This window comes from Halobium salinum, assembly GCF_026586625.1.
Classification (GTDB): Archaea; Halobacteriota; Halobacteria; order Halobacteriales; family Haloferacaceae; genus Halobium; species Halobium salinum.
The window spans coordinates 379,368-395,956 of sequence record NZ_JAODIW010000005.1 but is presented as its reverse complement, the minus strand read 5'-3'; the positions used below and the strand labels follow the sequence as shown (position 1 = coordinate 395,956).

General features: G+C 60.4%; 16 protein-coding genes and 4 pseudogenes. 15 read left to right on the top strand and 5 right to left on the bottom strand.

Annotation, left to right across the window (positions count from 1 at the left end):
* Nucleotides 1-59 precede the first annotated feature (59 nt).
* Nucleotides 60-1,307, top strand: a complete 1,248-nt coding sequence (locus N5095_RS03230; RefSeq protein WP_343218122.1) for a CBS domain-containing protein — start codon at nt 60-62, stop codon at nt 1,305-1,307.
* Nucleotides 1,308-2,001: 694 nt separating this feature from the next.
* Nucleotides 2,002-3,012, top strand: a complete 1,011-nt coding sequence (locus N5095_RS03225) for a calcium/sodium antiporter (RefSeq protein ID WP_267620995.1) — start codon at nt 2,002-2,004, stop codon at nt 3,010-3,012.
* On the opposite strand, the gene N5095_RS03220 is transcribed toward N5095_RS03225, so the two are convergent.
* The gene (locus tag N5095_RS03220; RefSeq protein WP_267620993.1) at nt 3,004-3,333 is read right to left on the bottom strand and encodes a hypothetical protein; all 330 of its coding nucleotides are present in this window, start codon (nt 3,331-3,333) and stop codon (nt 3,004-3,006) included. The genes N5095_RS03225 and N5095_RS03220 overlap by 9 nt on opposite strands.
* An 11-nt stretch (nt 3,334-3,344) precedes the next feature.
* Here N5095_RS03220 and N5095_RS03215 point away from each other — a divergent pair, with 11 nt between their 5' ends.
* From N5095_RS03215 to N5095_RS03205, 3 genes are all read left to right on the top strand, one after another.
* Nucleotides 3,345-3,980 (top strand): dienelactone hydrolase family protein, encoded by a 636-nt coding sequence (locus N5095_RS03215; RefSeq protein ID WP_267620991.1) that lies wholly within the window; start codon nt 3,345-3,347, stop codon nt 3,978-3,980.
* A gap of 172 nt (nt 3,981-4,152) precedes the next feature.
* On the top strand, nt 4,153-4,731 hold the full coding sequence (locus N5095_RS03210) for a hypothetical protein (protein WP_267620989.1): 579 nt from the start codon (nt 4,153-4,155) through the stop codon (nt 4,729-4,731).
* A gap of 452 nt (nt 4,732-5,183) precedes the next feature.
* Nucleotides 5,184-5,333, top strand: a complete 150-nt coding sequence (locus N5095_RS03205) for a DUF7557 family protein (protein WP_267620987.1) — start codon at nt 5,184-5,186, stop codon at nt 5,331-5,333.
* Nucleotides 5,334-5,390: 57 nt separating this feature from the next.
* Here N5095_RS03205 and N5095_RS03200 read toward each other — a convergent pair whose 3' ends face one another.
* Nucleotides 5,391-5,840 carry a DUF2267 domain-containing protein gene (locus N5095_RS03200; RefSeq protein WP_267620985.1) on the bottom strand — a complete coding sequence of 150 codons (450 nt, stop codon included), beginning with the start codon at nt 5,838-5,840 and terminating at the stop codon, nt 5,391-5,393.
* A 223-nt stretch (nt 5,841-6,063) separates the two neighbouring features.
* Nucleotides 6,064-6,465 carry a CBS domain-containing protein gene (locus tag N5095_RS03195; protein WP_267621086.1) on the bottom strand — a complete coding sequence of 134 codons (402 nt, stop codon included), beginning with the start codon at nt 6,463-6,465 and terminating at the stop codon, nt 6,064-6,066.
* 121 nt (nt 6,466-6,586) lie between these two features.
* Here N5095_RS03195 and N5095_RS03190 point away from each other — a divergent pair.
* Both N5095_RS03190 and N5095_RS22490 read left to right on the top strand, forming a co-directional pair.
* Nucleotides 6,587-6,888: pseudogene (locus tag N5095_RS03190) on the top strand (IS5/IS1182 family transposase); the annotation flags it as partial.
* Nucleotides 6,889-6,989: 101 nt separating this feature from the next.
* Nucleotides 6,990-7,082, top strand: a complete 93-nt coding sequence (locus tag N5095_RS22490; protein ID WP_390202551.1) for a hypothetical protein — start codon at nt 6,990-6,992, stop codon at nt 7,080-7,082.
* Here N5095_RS22490 and N5095_RS03185 read toward each other — a convergent pair.
* Nucleotides 7,040-7,363: pseudogene (locus N5095_RS03185) on the bottom strand (transposase domain-containing protein); the annotation flags it as partial. The gene N5095_RS22490 and the pseudogene N5095_RS03185 overlap by 43 nt on opposite strands.
* A gap of 657 nt (nt 7,364-8,020) precedes the next feature.
* Nucleotides 8,021-8,688: pseudogene (locus N5095_RS03180) on the bottom strand (IS6 family transposase).
* A 219-nt stretch (nt 8,689-8,907) separates the two neighbouring features.
* On the opposite strand from N5095_RS03180, the gene N5095_RS03175 reads away from it, so the two are divergent.
* The 8 genes and pseudogenes from N5095_RS03175 (at nt 8,908) to N5095_RS03140 (ending at nt 16,548) form a co-directional block, all read left to right on the top strand.
* Nucleotides 8,908-9,543, top strand: coding sequence for a Pvc16 family protein (locus N5095_RS03175; RefSeq protein WP_267620983.1), 636 nt, complete (start codon nt 8,908-8,910; stop codon nt 9,541-9,543).
* Nucleotides 9,540-10,328, top strand: a complete 789-nt coding sequence (locus N5095_RS03170) for a hypothetical protein (RefSeq protein WP_267620981.1) — start codon at nt 9,540-9,542, stop codon at nt 10,326-10,328. The genes N5095_RS03175 and N5095_RS03170 overlap by 4 nt, the downstream gene beginning before the upstream one ends.
* A gap of 101 nt (nt 10,329-10,429) precedes the next feature.
* Entirely contained in the window at nt 10,430-11,956 is a 1,527-nt protein-coding gene (locus tag N5095_RS03165) for a phage tail sheath family protein (protein ID WP_267620978.1), read from the top strand.
* A gap of 20 nt (nt 11,957-11,976) precedes the next feature.
* Nucleotides 11,977-12,417, top strand: a complete 441-nt coding sequence (locus N5095_RS03160) for a phage tail protein (protein ID WP_267620976.1) — start codon at nt 11,977-11,979, stop codon at nt 12,415-12,417.
* Nucleotides 12,418-12,849 carry a hypothetical protein gene (locus tag N5095_RS03155; protein WP_267620974.1) on the top strand — a complete coding sequence of 144 codons (432 nt, stop codon included), beginning with the start codon at nt 12,418-12,420 and terminating at the stop codon, nt 12,847-12,849.
* A gap of 32 nt (nt 12,850-12,881) precedes the next feature.
* A pseudogene (locus N5095_RS03150) lies at nt 12,882-13,049 on the top strand (DUF6760 family protein); the annotation flags it as partial.
* 11 nt (nt 13,050-13,060) lie between these two features.
* A complete protein-coding gene (locus N5095_RS03145) occupies nt 13,061-13,495 on the top strand; it encodes a phage tail protein (RefSeq protein ID WP_267620970.1) in 435 nt (144 codons plus the stop codon).
* A 56-nt stretch (nt 13,496-13,551) separates the two neighbouring features.
* The gene (locus tag N5095_RS03140) at nt 13,552-16,548 is read left to right on the top strand and encodes an ATP-binding protein (protein ID WP_267620968.1); all 2,997 of its coding nucleotides are present in this window, start codon (nt 13,552-13,554) and stop codon (nt 16,546-16,548) included.
* The last annotated feature ends 41 nt before the right edge of the window (nt 16,549-16,589 follow it).

The window sequence follows — 16,589 nt, the reverse complement described above, 5'->3', positions numbered from 1 at the left end:
GACAACGGGGTTCGGCGTGCGGAAAGTCCGGAGTCGGGAACGGTGTGGGCGCCGGGACGATGCGTGAGTTCAAGAAACGGCGGTGCAAGGGTAACGGCATGGACGTCAGAGAGATCGCGACGACGGAATTCCCGTCGATCGACGTCGACACGCGCGTATCCGAACTGGTGGGTGCGTTCGACGATCCGACCGTCAAGGCCGTCGTCGTCACCGACAACGGCTCGTACGCAGGGCTCGTCACGCAGCGACAGCTCGACTCCGCACATCAGGACCCGAATACCAAGGCAGGGTCGATCCTTTGGCACGTAGCGAGGCTCGACATAGATGACGACGTTCGGACCGCCGCTCGGTTGATGCTCGGGAGCGACTCGCTCGTATTGCCGGTGTACCGAGACGATGAGTTCTACGGCGTCGCCACGGCGGACGACCTGCTCGACGCCGTCGAGCCGTATCTCCACGTGTTGTCCGTCGATGACGTCTGGACCCCTGAAATCGTGACGGTCGACCCGGCGTCCACACTCGGGAACGTGCTCCATCAGTTCCGCGAGCACCGTATCACGCATCTCCCGGTTGTGGACGGCAACCGAGCCATCGGCGTGGTGAGCCTCTCGGACGTCATCGGCTTCGCGGCGCGGGAGGCACACCGTTCCCAGGGCGGCAACCCGCCGGAGGCTGTCCAAGGTGGACGATCACACGGCGGCTTCGGCGCACGCGAAGGGGAGCTTCACCGATTGCTCGACCTCCCCGTGCGGGACGTGATGAGCGAACCGGTCGTGACCGTAAGGCCCGATACTCGATTGGACGACGCCGTCCGAACGATGTTCGACCGCGAAGTCTCGTCGCTCGTCGTGACCGTCGACGACGCTCCTGCGGGAATCGCGACGAAAAACGACGTACTCGAGTCGCTAACCTGGACCGGCGAGACACGACTGCAGGTCAAGTTCGTCGGAATCGAACTGCTCGACGACATCAGCCGCGACGAGGTCGTCGACATGATCGAGCGGATCGCCCAAAGGTACGGCGAGATGCGCATCCTCGAAGCGAGCGTCTATCTTCACGAACACGACGAAAAGCTTCGGGGGACGCCGCTCGTTCTCGCCCGAATCCGACTGTTCACCGACCGGGGACAGTTCGTCGGCACGGGTGAGGGGTACGGGGCGAGTCACGCGCTCCACCTCGCGCGGAACGTTCTCGAACGCGACGTCCTCGAAGGAAAGCAGTACGGGCAGACCAAGAAACACCCCACGGAGGAGGAACTGTCGAAATTCTATGGCTGGTGGCTCACCGGGTCTGCTCGGCCGCGGTGACGATGGACCGGGTCTTCAGCTGCTTTGGGATGTAATCGGGGGAGTACAGTGACAATGGTCTGCTACTCTCTATGTGCACCCGACCGATAGTTCGTCGGCCGGAGATAGGTATTCAAATACCGGGAGAAAAAAGGTCGGACAGGGTCGAAGTCGTGTTTAGTTAACACCTCACCGAGCAGAGAGGCGGCGACGACCGCCTAACAGCCGTAATCGGGTGGGAATTCGGAAGCCCCCGCCTACTCGACTCGGGCAGTTCGCTGCGGTGCTTACGTCGCCGTCCGTCGTTGAGCGGGCGGCCCCTTCCGTATCCGCTGACTCACTCCCCTTACCACCGATCTCGGCTTAGCTAAACAGGATCCGTAGACTTGTGATGAGGAACGATGGGCACACGACGACCTAACCTGCCCCCCGTACAGCTCCAATCGACCGGTTATAGATGCGTCGAATACGTAGTCCAGAGCCAACGAGAGGCCCGAAACGACGGATAGTTCGAATACCGTCCGATGAGACGGTCGTTCGAGGGGGTACTTGGAGTCATCAGATGAGCAGGAACAATTCTGAGCACGGTTACTAACGGGCGAGAGCGAGCCAGACTGAACTGCCGGGGAGATTGATCAGAACATCCGGTATCGAGTGATCTTCGATTTATGTCGGGGCGGCACTTCTTTAGTTCGCCCCCCACGTTATTCGCGATATGGCCTTCGTGTACATCGACGTGTTACTGTTTCTCGGTTCGCTGGTAGTACTCCTCAAGGCATCCGATGTCTTCACCTCGGCTACGGCGCGTATCGGGCTCGCCTTCGGTGTCTCCCCGTTCATTATCGGTGCGACCGTCGTTGCGGGCGGAACATCGCTACCCGAGCTCGTCTCCTCGATGCTGGCCGTGGTCCGGGATGCGCCGTCCATCGTGGTCGGGAACGCCGTCGGGTCAAACATCGCAAACATCTTTGTCATCCTCGGCGTCGCTGCGATAGTCGGTGAACGAATCCGGATCGAGCGGGAACTGATACGGGTTGATCTCCCCGTCCTAGTGGCTTCCGCCGTGTTCCTGCTGGTAGCCATCTGGAACTCGCCTTTCGTCTGGTACGAGGGCCTCCTCGCAATCGTACTATTGGCCGTCTACGTCCATTTCACACTCGCGAGACCAGCGCGCTTCGACGAGACGGTGGAAGAACTCGTAGAAGAACACTCCACGGAGGAGGTTGACGTAGCCAGTCTTGCTAATACGGAACTCGGACAGGCGACGGCAGAGACTCGTGTCGGCTTTCGGACCTACGGGGTCCTCTTTATCAGCTTGGTCTTAGTGTTCTTGGCCGCCGACGGGGTCGTTCGGTCGATTATCGCCATCGCCGGCACCCTTGACATTGGGCCAGAAATCGTGGCAATCACGGCGGTCGGCCTTGGCACCTCGCTTCCGGAGATTGCGGTCAGCATTACGGCGGTCCGACGGGGAGAGCCGGAGATTGCCGTCGGTAATGTCCTCGGCTCGAACGTCTTCAACAGCCTCGCAGTCGTCGGTATACCGAGCTTGTTCTCACCGCTCGTGATTCCAGCGAGCGTGAGAGAGTACGCGCTTCCGGTGTTGGTCGCCGCGACCGTTCTCTATTACTTCATCACTCAAGACCGCGAGATTACTCGCTGGGAGGGGGCCGTTCTCGTGGTCCTGTATGGAGTGTTCTTACTCAATTTGGTCGAACTAGTCTGATCGATACAGGGAGCGAGTCGATGGACGGCGAGCCTTGAAGACCGCGTTCCCGTTATCCCCCTCATTGATGTCTTCGACGACCTCGATGCGAATGGCTTCACCGACGTACTCGGTGACCGTGGTCTCGAGATGTGCCGCCGTCATACCTCCCATCACGACACCTGACGACTCGGTTGCCCGATTTATTTTCGACGCTGTGGTGAAGTCGTCTCGGAGACTCTCGATAGCCCGATGAGAGTGATAACCTGCGAACGATAGAAATAACATCATATTTTGCACCTGTTCGGCTGGTAGAACAGCCCTTATCTCGGTCGTCTGCATAGCTATACGGTATGGCAGTCGAACAACCAGTCACCCTCGTCGACGACGGGGTGACCCTCGAAGGCGATCTAACCGTTCCCGACGGTGTGGTCGGCCTCGTCCTCTTCGCGCATGGGAGCGGCAGCAGCAGAAAGAGCCCCCGTAACCGCACCGTCGCCGAGTCCTTGCAAGACCGAGGACTGGCGACGCTCCTCTTCGACCTCCTGACCGTCGAGGAAGACAGAGTGTACGAGAACCGGTTCGACATCGAGCTACTCACCGAACGACTGGTGTCCGCCGGGAAGTGGACACGGAGCGACCCACGAATCGCGGGCCTCAAACTCGGATACTTTGGGTCAAGCACCGGTGCGGCGGCGGCGCTTCGGGCGGCAGCTCGACCCGAGCCACCAGTCGGGGCAGTCGTTTCTCGGGGTGGACGAGTGGACCTCGCCGCCGATGACCTGGCGAACGTCGAAGCTGCGACCCTCTTTGTCGTCGGAGGCGATGACAGTCAGGTACTCGAACTGAACCGCACCGCTTTCGAGTCGCTTCATTGTGAGAAGGAACTCCATGTTGTCCCGGGGGCAACCCACCTGTTCGAAGAGCCAGGTGCGCTCGAGGAGGTCGCCGACGTCGCGGGCAGGTGGTTCGTCACACACCTCTCGTGATGTCTCCGGGCTCTCGAGTGGGTACTCGGGAGTGTGGGACAGTTCGTCTGGTCCTTGCACCCCTGCTGTCGACGCTCCAGTTCGCGGACCGATTCGTGACCATGGTAGGTCGGCTCTCACTCGCCGAGAACGAACGATCTCGTTGATGGCTCGAGACCACGTCTTTTCACTCATGAGCACCTACACAACCGCCGGATCGAAATCTGCCCAGGTCGACTGGCGTCGGATTCCGGCCTATGGCCCCATCGACGCTGTCTTGGGGTACGTGCTGTTCTATGTCCTCGTTGATCGAGCTACTTCCACGATCGTTAGTGTCGCCAGCGACATCATCCCGAACGTCCCTGCTTCGGCTGTCCGCTTCGCACTAGCCGCTTTGCTCTGGTTCGTCCTGTTGGTCACCGTCGTCGACTCAGCCCGACGACAACTCGCTGCGCTTGGATTCGGGGGCTATGAGACCGGATTGAAGTGGCCGAATTCGAAGCCGATGCCCACCGCACTACAAACCGTCGCGTACCTCGCGACAGTCCTCGTCGGTGGTACCATCGCCGTCTGGTTGTTCGATAGCGCTATAGAGACTGCTGTCGGGCTGATTACTGTCGTCGCCGCACTAGACGTCAGTGCCTTCCCCGTCGGCGCGTTCGTCGGGCTAGTCGTTTTTTTCGTCAGCTATGGCGCGGCGGCCCACTCGCTCGACAGACTGCTCGTGGGCGGCCTCCGAGCGGTGGTAACTTGGTCGATCGGAGTCGAGTGATCGAGGGTCGGTTCGGACGGCCTCTTCTCCCATCGTCTTCGTGGTGCGTGCTGTTCGAGTGGGCTTATCACGACCTCCCACCTATAGACCAGTATGAGCAATCAAGAAGGGTCAGCAGCCAAGCAGTCGTTCGGATGTAATCTATGTAATAGTGTGTTCGAAACACGCGAGCAACTGAAAGACCACGTGTGGGAGTACCACGAGATGGACGGAGACATCACGACTCCCATCGATGAGCGACAGGGTGACTGATCCGAATCACTACCTATCCCCACGCAGAGCGTCCGTGGCCGAATGCTAAAACCGCCGCTCGGAGCCGAGCACTCGACCTGAGAGAGCGAGACTCGTGGGGGACCGATACTCGTTACCGACGCCGTCCTAGTGTGCGAGAACGGTCGACAGGCTATTGCGATTCACCTGCGTTGTGTCCAATGACGGAGAGAGTACACACTATGACACCAACTATCGAAATCAGCGACGAACTCGCGGCACGGTTGGACGCGCACCTCGAGGAAGACGAATCGTGCGAGGAGTTTATCACGGAGTTGGTCTCGTTGTACGAGACCGGGGGAACGCTCCTCCAGGAAGGGTATTCGGAGTGAATCGCCTCGGAGCAAAGCAAAACCCCGAGGCTTTCGCGTGGATTTCCCTCCGCATTCCTACTCGGTACTGTCCTCGGACACCGACTCTACAGTAGTCTCCCAGCCTCCAGCGTCGACCACTTCGAAGAGCTTCTGCCAGTTCTCGTCCGCTTCACTTTCAGGGAGTTGGTCACGGAGCTGCTGGAAGTCCGACGGCGGCACCTGTGCCCGCACGAAGTCCATGATGACCCGGGAGTGGTAGGCGGCGTCCGCTGGGTCCGCGCTCTCGATGTCGCTGACGCGCGTGACGAACTCCTGCCAGCCGAACCGCTGGCCGTGGTCACGGACGGCGCCGGTAAGGAACCACTTGATCTCCAGCGGCAGCGACGCCGCGAGGTCCTCGGCCGCTTCTGCAGGAATCCGCTCTCCTAGCGTCATCAATGTGGCTCGAATCGCTCGGACCGTCTCGCCGGTGCCAGGCAGTTCAAGACGGTGCTGAATCGTCCCGGTGAACTCGTCGAAATTCATACCCTAGCATAGTTAGGGCCACATCATAATGAATCACCGTGTCGTCCATCACCAGTAGCGAATACACTAGTGACTTTCTGGCTGTTACTGCCAGGGTAACCAGAACGAACATGCCGGATGTCCGTGTCCATGTCCTCGCCCGCAATTCGACCCTCTGGTGGGAGCCGTGTACCGCACCGGCCTGGAATTCTAACGTGCCGGGCTACCGGGGCTGGTCGCCCCATCAGTAGCTCGGCGACTCGGTTTCGATGACCTCCGCGAGATTCCCGAGTTCGTCTGTCAGGAGACGGGTCAGGTCGTCAAGCGTGACGATGCCGACGAGTCGGCCGTCCTCGACGACCGGCATCCGTCGGACACCCTCCTCGCCCATCGTCGCACAGAGATCGAACATGCCGATGTCGCTCTCGACAGTGACCAAGTCGCCTGTCATCACGCCTTCGGCGGTCATCTCTCCGGGGTCAAGTTGGTCCGCGGCGATTCGGACGGCCACGTCCCGGTCGGTCACAAGTCCGATGGGAGCGCCATCCTCGACGACGACGACACTACCAACGTTCTCATCACGCATTGCCGTCGCTACCTCGGTAACGGAGCTCTCACGGGACGCCGTGACGACTTCTGTCCGCATCAGGTCGGCTACAGTCATGGTAGTTCCCTCCATCGAGAGTCGTCGTGCCATTCACAAAAAGTATCCGACCGGCTCTGTTGAAGTCCTCGGAGAGTTATAGGTTCGCCCGGTAGTGTGCAGAATGAGGACTCTCCTGAAGTCGCGGTTACTCCAGTTCATTGAGCGAACGATTTATTTCGCCCGTCGAGCCGTCGCCCGTTACTCCTCAACGTCCTCGAAGCGACGGTACACACCTCACCAGCACATTGTTTTGCTATGTCTCGGGGTCCGGAGGACCACGATGTATAGATGACACTTGGCGAACTTATCGGGTTGCCCTAGACTCGTAGAATCTTCGACCGCCTGGGTTCGCATCTCCCGACTAACGGCGTCGTCGGGATGGACGCTTCCAGGTTCGATCGTAGTCACGCCTCGAAACACTACTTCCATACGGAGTCATCCGGTTCCTTCGCAATGGGTCCGCGTTGCTGAGGGCACACCGTGCTGGCTGGGTCTCAGAGCCGACGGTCGAGAGGCTCATACTGGTGACGACCGCCGTCAACGAGTGTCAGTACTGTGTGCGATTCCATACGGAGCGCGCCAGCGAGGTCGGCGTCGTTGGAAAGAGTCGAACGTGAAGCAACAGGTTCGTTTCGGGTTCACAGACAGCGTACAGCTAGTACTGCTGAGAACTGATTCGAATCACCGTCTCGTCGAGCGCGACGTGATTCGGGCTCCGACCATCGGTCGGCTGTAGATCGGCCTTCTGCACCCAGTCGTGAACCGCTTTCCGAGACCGCTCGACACCCAGGCATTCGAGTAATGAGACGGTATTCGACAGTGAGAGCCCCGCTAGATGGAATTGAATACCGAGCTTCATCGCCCACTTGGGTGTCCAGTCCCGTTCCGCAAACTTCATATCAATCTAATTATACGACTGACGAGGTAACTGATCCCTCATATAGGAGTCAAGAAGCTATATTTCAATTAGTATAAAAAGATATAATCAGTAGATGTTTGGAAATAGTGGGTATCTTCGGCTCATGCTTGCTCGTAGATTTTATCGGCTCTGTCAAGCGTTACTTGGGAATGGGCCTTAGACTGGACTATCGAATGTCAGTAGTGCAAGATACATTACTAGTTTCCCGTAGTTTTAGTTGCTAGTAGAAAAAATTATATAAATAAGTAAAACTCTGCTAATCCAACTATGTCAATTAGAAATAGAAATTTGATATTTCCGTTAAGGTAGGTGGTGTCTGAAATACCAGTATCGTCTCTGTATGGCCTATGGAACCCTTACCGCCAATGGTAGAGGATAACTGAACTAGTAGTGTTATTCTGAGACACTTTCAATCAGCCAACGAATGATTTCCGGCGGGGATATAGTCGTCACACAGATAATTTGACGGCACAAGAACACCTCTGAGCAGGGAATTGCCATTTTCCTTGCAAATAATTCGGTCAAACTAAAATTATTTCATGCTTTTCTAGATATATTATAGCATACTACGAAGTTTGATCGAACGCAATTCGCTATGCCACATTGAGTCTCAAAGCTTATGCGTAACTACCTCTGTCAGGCGCTTTTCCGTCGCGGTCGGAGTGGTGTGTAGTTTGGAGCATTGAACCAGGTAGCGAACGCTTGGAGCAAGTTTTCAGCGGTTTTAGGGGAAAACGTGGCTGAAGTAGTTTGAGAACGATGATGTTCGAAGCTTCAGCTCGCGGAAGATGCGTTCGATGCTATTTCGATTTCCATGTCGTACAGGGTGAAATCGGAGCCCAGCTGGGGAGAGCGCAGTTTGGAGGTGCTGAACACCGTCGACCAGAAACACGGCAGATTCGACGGAGTGTTTCTCGCGCAATTTAGCGAGGAAAATTTGGGTCGCTGAGGTCGTCGTAGTTGGAAAGAGGCGGACGTGGAGTAATTGGTCTGTTTCGGGGCCACAGGCAGCGTACAGCCAATATTATCGGGAATTGATCCGAATCACCGTCTCGTCAAGCGCGACGTGATTCGGCGTTTCCCGTCTGTTGGCTGTATATCGGCTTTCTGAACCCTGTCGTGAACCGCTTTTCGAGACGGCTCGACACCCCGGCATTCGATAAGGAGACGGTATTCGACAGCGAGAGGCCCGCCAAATGTGATTGAATACCGAGCTTCATCGCGGGCTCGGGTGTCCGCTCTCGTTCCACAAATTCCATGTCGATCCAGCCACTAGGACCGACAAGACGGCTGATTTCTGGCATAGAGCACCAAGAAATCACGTCGCCTCACTTTTCACGCTTAACTAAACACGACCGGTTCGGGTGCAGAAAGAGTTTTGATGAATCCCGACGTATCCACATCCCGAAATGTCAACGAGTGTGTACGCTGCGGAAAGTGACCGTATCGGTCCCGAGCGCCGAGATCGGTCGCCCGGTCGCGTCACGATTAGTCGGAACACGCCGCTGGGGACGGCGTAGAGCATGGCCGGCGACGCGGCCATCGCGGAGGTGGGCCTGACGCTCGTCGAGTTGCTGCGCAGGAAAATGACGCTCGTGGAAAGAGACGACATCGCGCTCGCCTCACCCGCCACGATCGGAGACAGGAACGACACCCGCCTGACGTTGTGTCTGTACCGAATCACGGAGAACGGCGACCTGAAGAACGCACGTCGGCACGAGGAGAAAGGCGAGTTCCGTGAGCCGCCGCTCGTCCTCGACCTCTACTACCTGCTCACGGCACACCTGGGCACGGTCGGGAACGACGAGACGGACCGGACCAACGAACAACACATGATCCTCGGGCAGGCAATGCAGGTTCTCCACGACAACGCGATCCTCAGGGGGACCGAACTCATCGGGTCGCTCGGTGACGACCCCGATGACCCTCACGACGTTGAGGAGGAGGTTCGGATCGCCGTCACGCCGACGGAACAGCCGTCGTTCGATACGCTGGTGAGCCTGTGGGGGACGTTTCCCGACCTAGCGTACCAACCCTCGCTGTCGTATCTCGTCAGCCCGGTCGAGATCGACTCGACGCGCACGACCACGGTCCGCCGTGTCGTAGAGAAAGAAGAACAGTACCACGACGACCGCGCCGGCGAAGGGAGACAGCCGTGAGCAGCGAAGAGCCGGTCGCCAGAACCAACACGCGACTCGCGCTCGCCGTCGGACTCGTCGACGGGTACACCGACCAGCCCCTCCGTGTGGGGGAGTTTAGGGCCGAGTGGTCGAGGACTTCCTTAGTGAAAGGAAACGAGCAGGCGGCCGAATCACGAATCGGGGAGCCGACGAAGCCGACCCTGACCTTCCCTGACTTGGACATCGAACCTGTCGTCAACCCGAGCGGGTACGTGCTCCTGTTCGAGGCGGACGTCCCGGAGGACACCGACACTGTCGCCGTCGAGGTCACAGGCGGCGAGCGGTACGTCGACGATGAGCGGACAGTCGACCTTGACGCGTTCGACCCGGGAGACGACCCGGTCGAGACGATCACGCTCCAGCCACGACCCGCGTACCCCTTCTCGGCGGGTGCGACCCTCGTCCGGGGACACGTCTTCGTCCTCGGCGACGAGGACGACCCTGCGGACCCGCTCGTCCCCGCAGAACACGGGCGTGCCGGTGTGACCGTCACTCTGGTGGAGTTCGACCGGGCCACAGAGACGGTCGAGGACGGTGAGTACGTGCTCGCGCTCACCGGTCTCACGACCGACGACGTGGAGGACGGGCAGGTTCGCGTCGATGGACTCCCACCCACGCTCCGGGTCGAGTCTGACGACCTCGACCCCGTCGCCGTCTCGGCTCCGCTCCGGGAAGGACTCGGCCACCAGTACCTGTTCAGGTACGACGCCGACGGAACGGCGACGTACTGGCTGGACACCGCCGACAGGTGGCGAACGACCTGACGCTCCGGACGGCTGTCATCGCACACATATCAGCCAATTGCAGGTAAGTATATATAATTATCATTCGATTTAGTCTTTAGTCGCAAGGTAGTGAATGACATATGGCAGAGTACAAATCACCAGGCGTTTACATCGAAGAGTTCGACAGCGGCTCGGTGCCGATCGCGGGTGTTGGGACCAGTACAGCTGGGTTCGTCGGGCCTACAGAGCGGGGCTCGGTCGATCCCCAGCGTATTACCAGCTTCGACGACTATCGACGGACGTTCGGTCGTGTGACCACAGCGACGTTCGAGGGCTCCCCCGATCCACTGCCGTCGTACCTCACGTACGCCGTCGACGGGTTCTTCCGGAACGGCGGCTCGGTATGTTACGTCGCCAGAGTTACCGCAGGCGACGCCGTCGCATCAGAGGCTGAACTCGACGGAACCATGGTCAGGGCGTTGGGCCCCGGACTGTGGGGCGACCGTGTCCGGGTGAGGGTCGCGGAGGCACCCGTCGGCGAGCGGTACAACGTCACCGTCAACTACTGGGCGGAGGGAGCCGATCCGGACGAGGACGAACCACAGAAATCCGAGCTGTACAACGACCTCAGCATGACGAAGGGAGCGCCAGGCTACTACGCCAAGAGTATCAACGGTGCGTCTGCGCTGGTCGAAATCGACGAAGGGGCCGAGTCGCTCCCGACGGGCGAATTTACTCTGGCCGACGGCGATGACGGCGGCGAAATCGGTAAGGACGACTTCGATGGCGAGGAGACGCAGGTGCTGTCGCCGTCGATGGAGCAGCGGATCCAGCGGACGGGTCTCGAGGGGCTCACTGCTGTCGACGAGGTCGCTATCGTCTGCATTCCGGACGAGGCGAAGGTCGACGGGGTGGCCGGGTCCCTCCTCGAACACTGTGAAGGCCTGAACGACCGCTTCGCGGTCATGCAGGCCGAGCAAGGGGTGACACCTGACACCCTCAGCGGTGATGGCCTTCCGACCAGCGCAGTGTCGAACAAGGGGTTCGCGGCGTTTTATTACCCCTGGCTGAAGGTGCTCGACCCGTTCACGAACGTCGAGACACTTGTTCCACCCGGTGGCCACGTGGCCGGCGTGTACGCGCGGACGGACACGAACCGGGGCGTCCACAAGGCACCGGCAAACGAACAGCTTCGCGGCGTCCAGGGACTCGAACACGACATCCGAACGTCCGACCAGGACGGACTCAACCCACAGAGCATCAACTGCATCCGCACGTTCCGCGGACGCGGCATCCGCGTGTGGGGTGCTCGGACGACGTCTCCGAACACGACCTGGCGGTACGTGAACGTCCGCCGGCTGTTCATCTTCATCGAAGAGTCGCTCCAAGAGGGAACCCAGTGGGCGGTGTTCGAGCCGAACGACGAACCGCTCTGGGCGCGCGTCCGCCAGTCGGTCACCAACTTCCTGACTGGTGTCTGGCGCGACGGCGCACTCCAGGGGACGACACCCGAACAGGCCTTCTACGTCAAGTGCGACCGCACGACGATGACGCAAGACGACATCAACCAGGGTCGGCTCATCATCGAGGTTGGCATCGCGCCAGTCCGGCCCGCCGAGTTCGTCATCTTCAGAATCACGCAAATAATGGAAGCGCCAGAAGCCTAATTAGAAGGAGATAACACACAATGCCAGACAGACACGGCCCATATCGGAACTCGCGGTACCTACTCGAGATCGACGACACCATCCAGGCGGGGTTCAGTGAGGCGACGATTCCGAGCAACTCGACAGAGCCCACGGAGTACAGAGAGGGGAACGAATCACCGACCGTCCGGAAGCTCTGGAGCCTCAACACCTTCGAGAACCTCACCCTCCAGTGGGGGACGACCGACGACTCGATGGCTATCTTCGAGTGGCGGAAGATGGTCGAACAGGGACAAGTCGACGACGCACGACGCGATATCGCGGTCATCGTCCTCGACGAGGAAGGTCAGCCAGGCCCACGGTGGAACTTCGTTCGCGCGTGGCCCGTCAACTACGACGCTCCGGACCTGAACGCGACCGACTCTCAGGTGGCGATCGAGTCCATCGAGATCGCTCACGAGGGAATGGAGCGGGTCGAGTAAATGAGCGGTGACACCCTCCAGACAGAGTTCGAGTTCACGCTCCCGCAGGGATACGTCGACGACGACGGCACCCTCCACCGCGACGGCGTGATGCGGCTGGCGACGGCCGCCGACGAGATTCTCCCGCTCAAGGACCCTCGGGTTCGGTCGAACTCGGCGTACCTGACCGTCATCCTTCTGGCACGAGTGACGACGAAACTCGGGACGCTCAGTAGCGTGAACCCACACGTCATCGAGAACCTCTTCGTCTCTGACCTCGCGTATCTCCAGGAACTGTACGAACGAGTGAACGAACACGGGGCCGACGCGGTCGAGACAGACTGTCCAGAGTGCGGCGAGGTGTTCGAGGTTGAGGTCGGGTCGGGTGCGAGCCTCACGCCGATGGAAGCAGCCGAAGAGCCCGAGATCGGACTCGGGATGGGAAATCCGTGACGCCGACGGCGGCCCGACAACCGGGGACGCCGCTGTCGGACGGTGGGAGCGTTGGCTATCCTCTCGACCGGTTGTACGAGGAGGTCGCGTTCGTCGCCTACCACTTCAACTGGAGTCGTGGCGACGTGTTGAACATGCCACACTGGGAGCGCCAGCGCTGGTGTGCAGAGATCAGCGCCATCAACGAGCGCATCAACGAGGAGCGTGAGTGATGTCGATGCCGGGCCCCGACCCGTACCTCTCCTTCCGGTTCCACGTGGAGATCGATGCGCTCACCGTCGGTGGGTTCTCTTCGGTGAGCGGTCTCGAACACGAGATGACTCCCGAGGAGTACGAGGAGGGCGGGAACAACCGCTTCACGCACAAACTCCCGACGCGATACACGCAGCCGAACGTCGTGCTCGAGCGGGGCCTGATCGACTCGCCGGTGCTCTGGGAGTGGCTCGCGAACGCGCGTGAGGGAAAGATCGAGCGCCGAACCGTCCTGATAGTCCTCCTGAACACCGTCCGCGAGGAGACGTGGCGATGGGAGCTCACCGGTGCCTACCCGATCCGGTGGGCAGGACCGGATCTCCAGGCGGACCAGGCTGCCGTCGCCATCGAGACGGTCGAACTCGCCCATCAAGGGTTCACCAGCCTCGGCTGACGAACGGCAGAAGACCGACTCGTAGACGATAATCCAAGGAGACAATCAACGTGGCGATGCTCGACTGGCTGCGGCGCAAACTGGGACATGACGGGAAGGAGACAGCCGACGGTCTGGAACCCTACGAGAACGGTCCGAATGCCGACGAGGACGAGCCAATACAGGAGGGAGACGAACAAGAACGGGACACGACCGGGACAGAGCCCGAGGAGGGCGGTTCGGAACCCAACGAAAACGGAACAGCGCAGGATACGGGGGACTCGGAGCCCGAAGAGGAAGGCCCAGCGTCCGGCGGGGGCGGACCGAAGCCGGGGGAGAACGGTCCGAAACCTCCGAACGGCCCGAAGCGACCGCCGCGGATGGAGACCGACTGGCTCACCGTGATGCGGGAGCGGCGAGACGAGGCGTACACGGACAGTAAAGAGCACCTGCTCGACGAACTCCAGCGAATCGACTTCCTGCTCTGGGCCCGGGTGGCGCAGTGGCGAGAGGAGACCGTCGACGCGTCGAACGAGTTCGCGGGTTACTACATCTCCGACGAGAAAGTCGACGAGCTGCTGAGCCCACGGACCGACGGTCAGGAATTGGTCCTTCCCGGGGGGACGACCGGCAAGGAACTCGCCGAGTACGCGGAGGAACTGGCTCGTGTGATCCGAAATCGCGTGGCTCTGACTCGGGAGGTCGGGAGAAAGCTGCGACTCGCCAGCCTCTCGGAGCGCTTCGAACTCGATCGGCGGAGCCGAGACGTCTTCCTGTTCGCGGCCGCCCCCGAACTCGACCCCAAGTACGAGACGGTGTACGCGTACCTGAACGACGACATCACCAGAGGACGTCCGACTGTCGATCTAATCCTGCGGGCGTTGTCGTACTCGCCACGGAGGCGTCTCGAGGACCGCAGCCTGCTCGGTTCGAACGCATCGTTACGGCAGAACCAGCTGGTCCGTCTCGGAAGGAACGACGAGATGCCTCTCTCTGCGCGGTCGCTGCGGGTCGACGACCGTGTCGTGAACTATCTCCTCGGAATCGACACCCTCGACGAGTCCCTCGAGGGGTTCGTCGACCACGTCGAGCCTACCGAGGGGTCGGATTACGGGACGAACGGCGAGTCAACGGACGAGCCGGACTCAAACGGCGAATCCGACGACTCACCGGACGAGAACCACTTCGAGAGTGCTACCCAGTCGAAACCACAAGACGCACACGAGCAGGAGACACCTTACGAGGGCGGAGACGCCGAAGAAGAGACACGACGGCTCGGCGAACTCGTCCTCGACGACGACGTCAGGGTACAGCTCGAACAGCTTGTTCGGAAGGGCGAGGACGACTTCGTGTTTGGGATGGAGCCGCCCGAGTCGTCCACGACGGTGATGGCACACTTCTACGGCCCGTACGGCTCCGGAAAACGCGACGCCACGGTGGCGATCTGTGCCGACCGGGACGTCGACCTCCTCGTCGCTGACGTCCGGGGGCTCGTGACGAACGGCATCCGGGAGCCGGTCGAAGTCCTGCTCAGAGAGGCACGGTTACAGGACGCCGCATTGGCCATCTCGCACCTCGACGTGCTCGACGACGAGAGTAACGAGGACGTCGACCTGACCGTGCTGATCCGGGCGCTCGACCGGTTCGAGGGGTGGGTGTTCCTCCTCGGCAAGGATGCGCTGCGGACGAGTCAGCGACTCGGCGCGAACGAGCACCAGTTCGTGGCGGTCAACTTCCCGATCCCCTCGTACGACCGTCGGCGCGAGCTCTGGGACGCGGTCGACGGACTACCGGACGGCATCGACACGGCCGACCTCGCCGGGAAGTTCCGGCTGACCGGCGGGCAGATCGAGGACGCGGTCGCGACAGCACGCTCGCGGGCATACGGGACCGAACTGACTGTCGAGGACGTCTACGCAGGCTGTCGCCTGCAGTCGCGCGAGAAACTCGGCTCGCTCGGCCGAGTCGTCGAACCGGTGTACCGGTGGGACGACATCGTCCTTCCGGGGGACAAGAAGAAGCATCTCGAAGAGGTCGCCGCACACGTCGAGCACCAGGGCCGGGTGTACACCGACTGGGGGTTCAAAGAGAAGTTCAGCCTCGGGAACGGCGTTATCGTCCTCTTCACAGGGCAGTCGGGGACGGGCAAGACGATGGCCGCCGAGATCATTGCCAACGAGGTGGGGTTGGACCTCTACAAGATCGACCTCTCCAGCGTCGTCAGCAAGTACATCGGCGAGACGGAGAAGAACCTCAGCCAGGTGTTCGACGAGGCCGAGAACAGCAACGCCATCCTCTTCTTCGACGAGGCCGACGCACTGTTCGGCAAGCGCTCCGAGGTGTCGGACGCTCACGATAGGTACGCCAACATCGAGGTGAACTACCTGCTCCAGCGCGTTGAGGAGCACGACGGCGCCGTCATCCTGACGACGAACTTCAAGCAGAACATCGACGAGGCCTTTCTGCGACGGATCCACCTTAGCGTCGACTTCCCGCGGCCTGACGAGGCGGCACGCAAGCGTATCTGGGAGGGAATCTTCCCGGTCGGAACACCGCCCAAATCTGACGGGACGAACGGTGAAGAAGCCTCAGCCGGCGAGACGATTGCGAACGCGATGCCCGTCGGAGGGACGCCTGTGGGCGACCTCGATTACGAGTTCCTCTCGACGTTCGAGCTGACCGGTGGGAACATCAAGAACATCGCCCTGGCCGCGGCGTTCCTCGCCGCGTCGGGGTGGCAGCGTGGCCCGGACGAGGGATTGCACTGGGCCGAACGCGAGGACGTCCGGGCAGAGCTACAGGACGAGTGTGCCAAGTTCGTGGGAAGGGTGTCGAAAGAGGGTGCGAACGCGCTCGGCGACATGCCGACCGCGTGTCGGGAGATTGTCGTGGAGTCGCTAGACGAAGACGAGCAGGAAGAGTTCCCGGCGGAACTGTCGAGCGGGGAAACCTACAGCTTCCTCAACACCGTGGAGATGGTCCACGTCCTCTGGGCCCTTCGAAGAGAACTGCAAAAGAACGGGAAGCTGGTGAAACCGGAGGCATTCGGGGAGTATCGGGAGCTGGTTTCGTGAGTCGAAAGCAGGCGACGGAGTCGGCAGCAGACCGAGGGAGT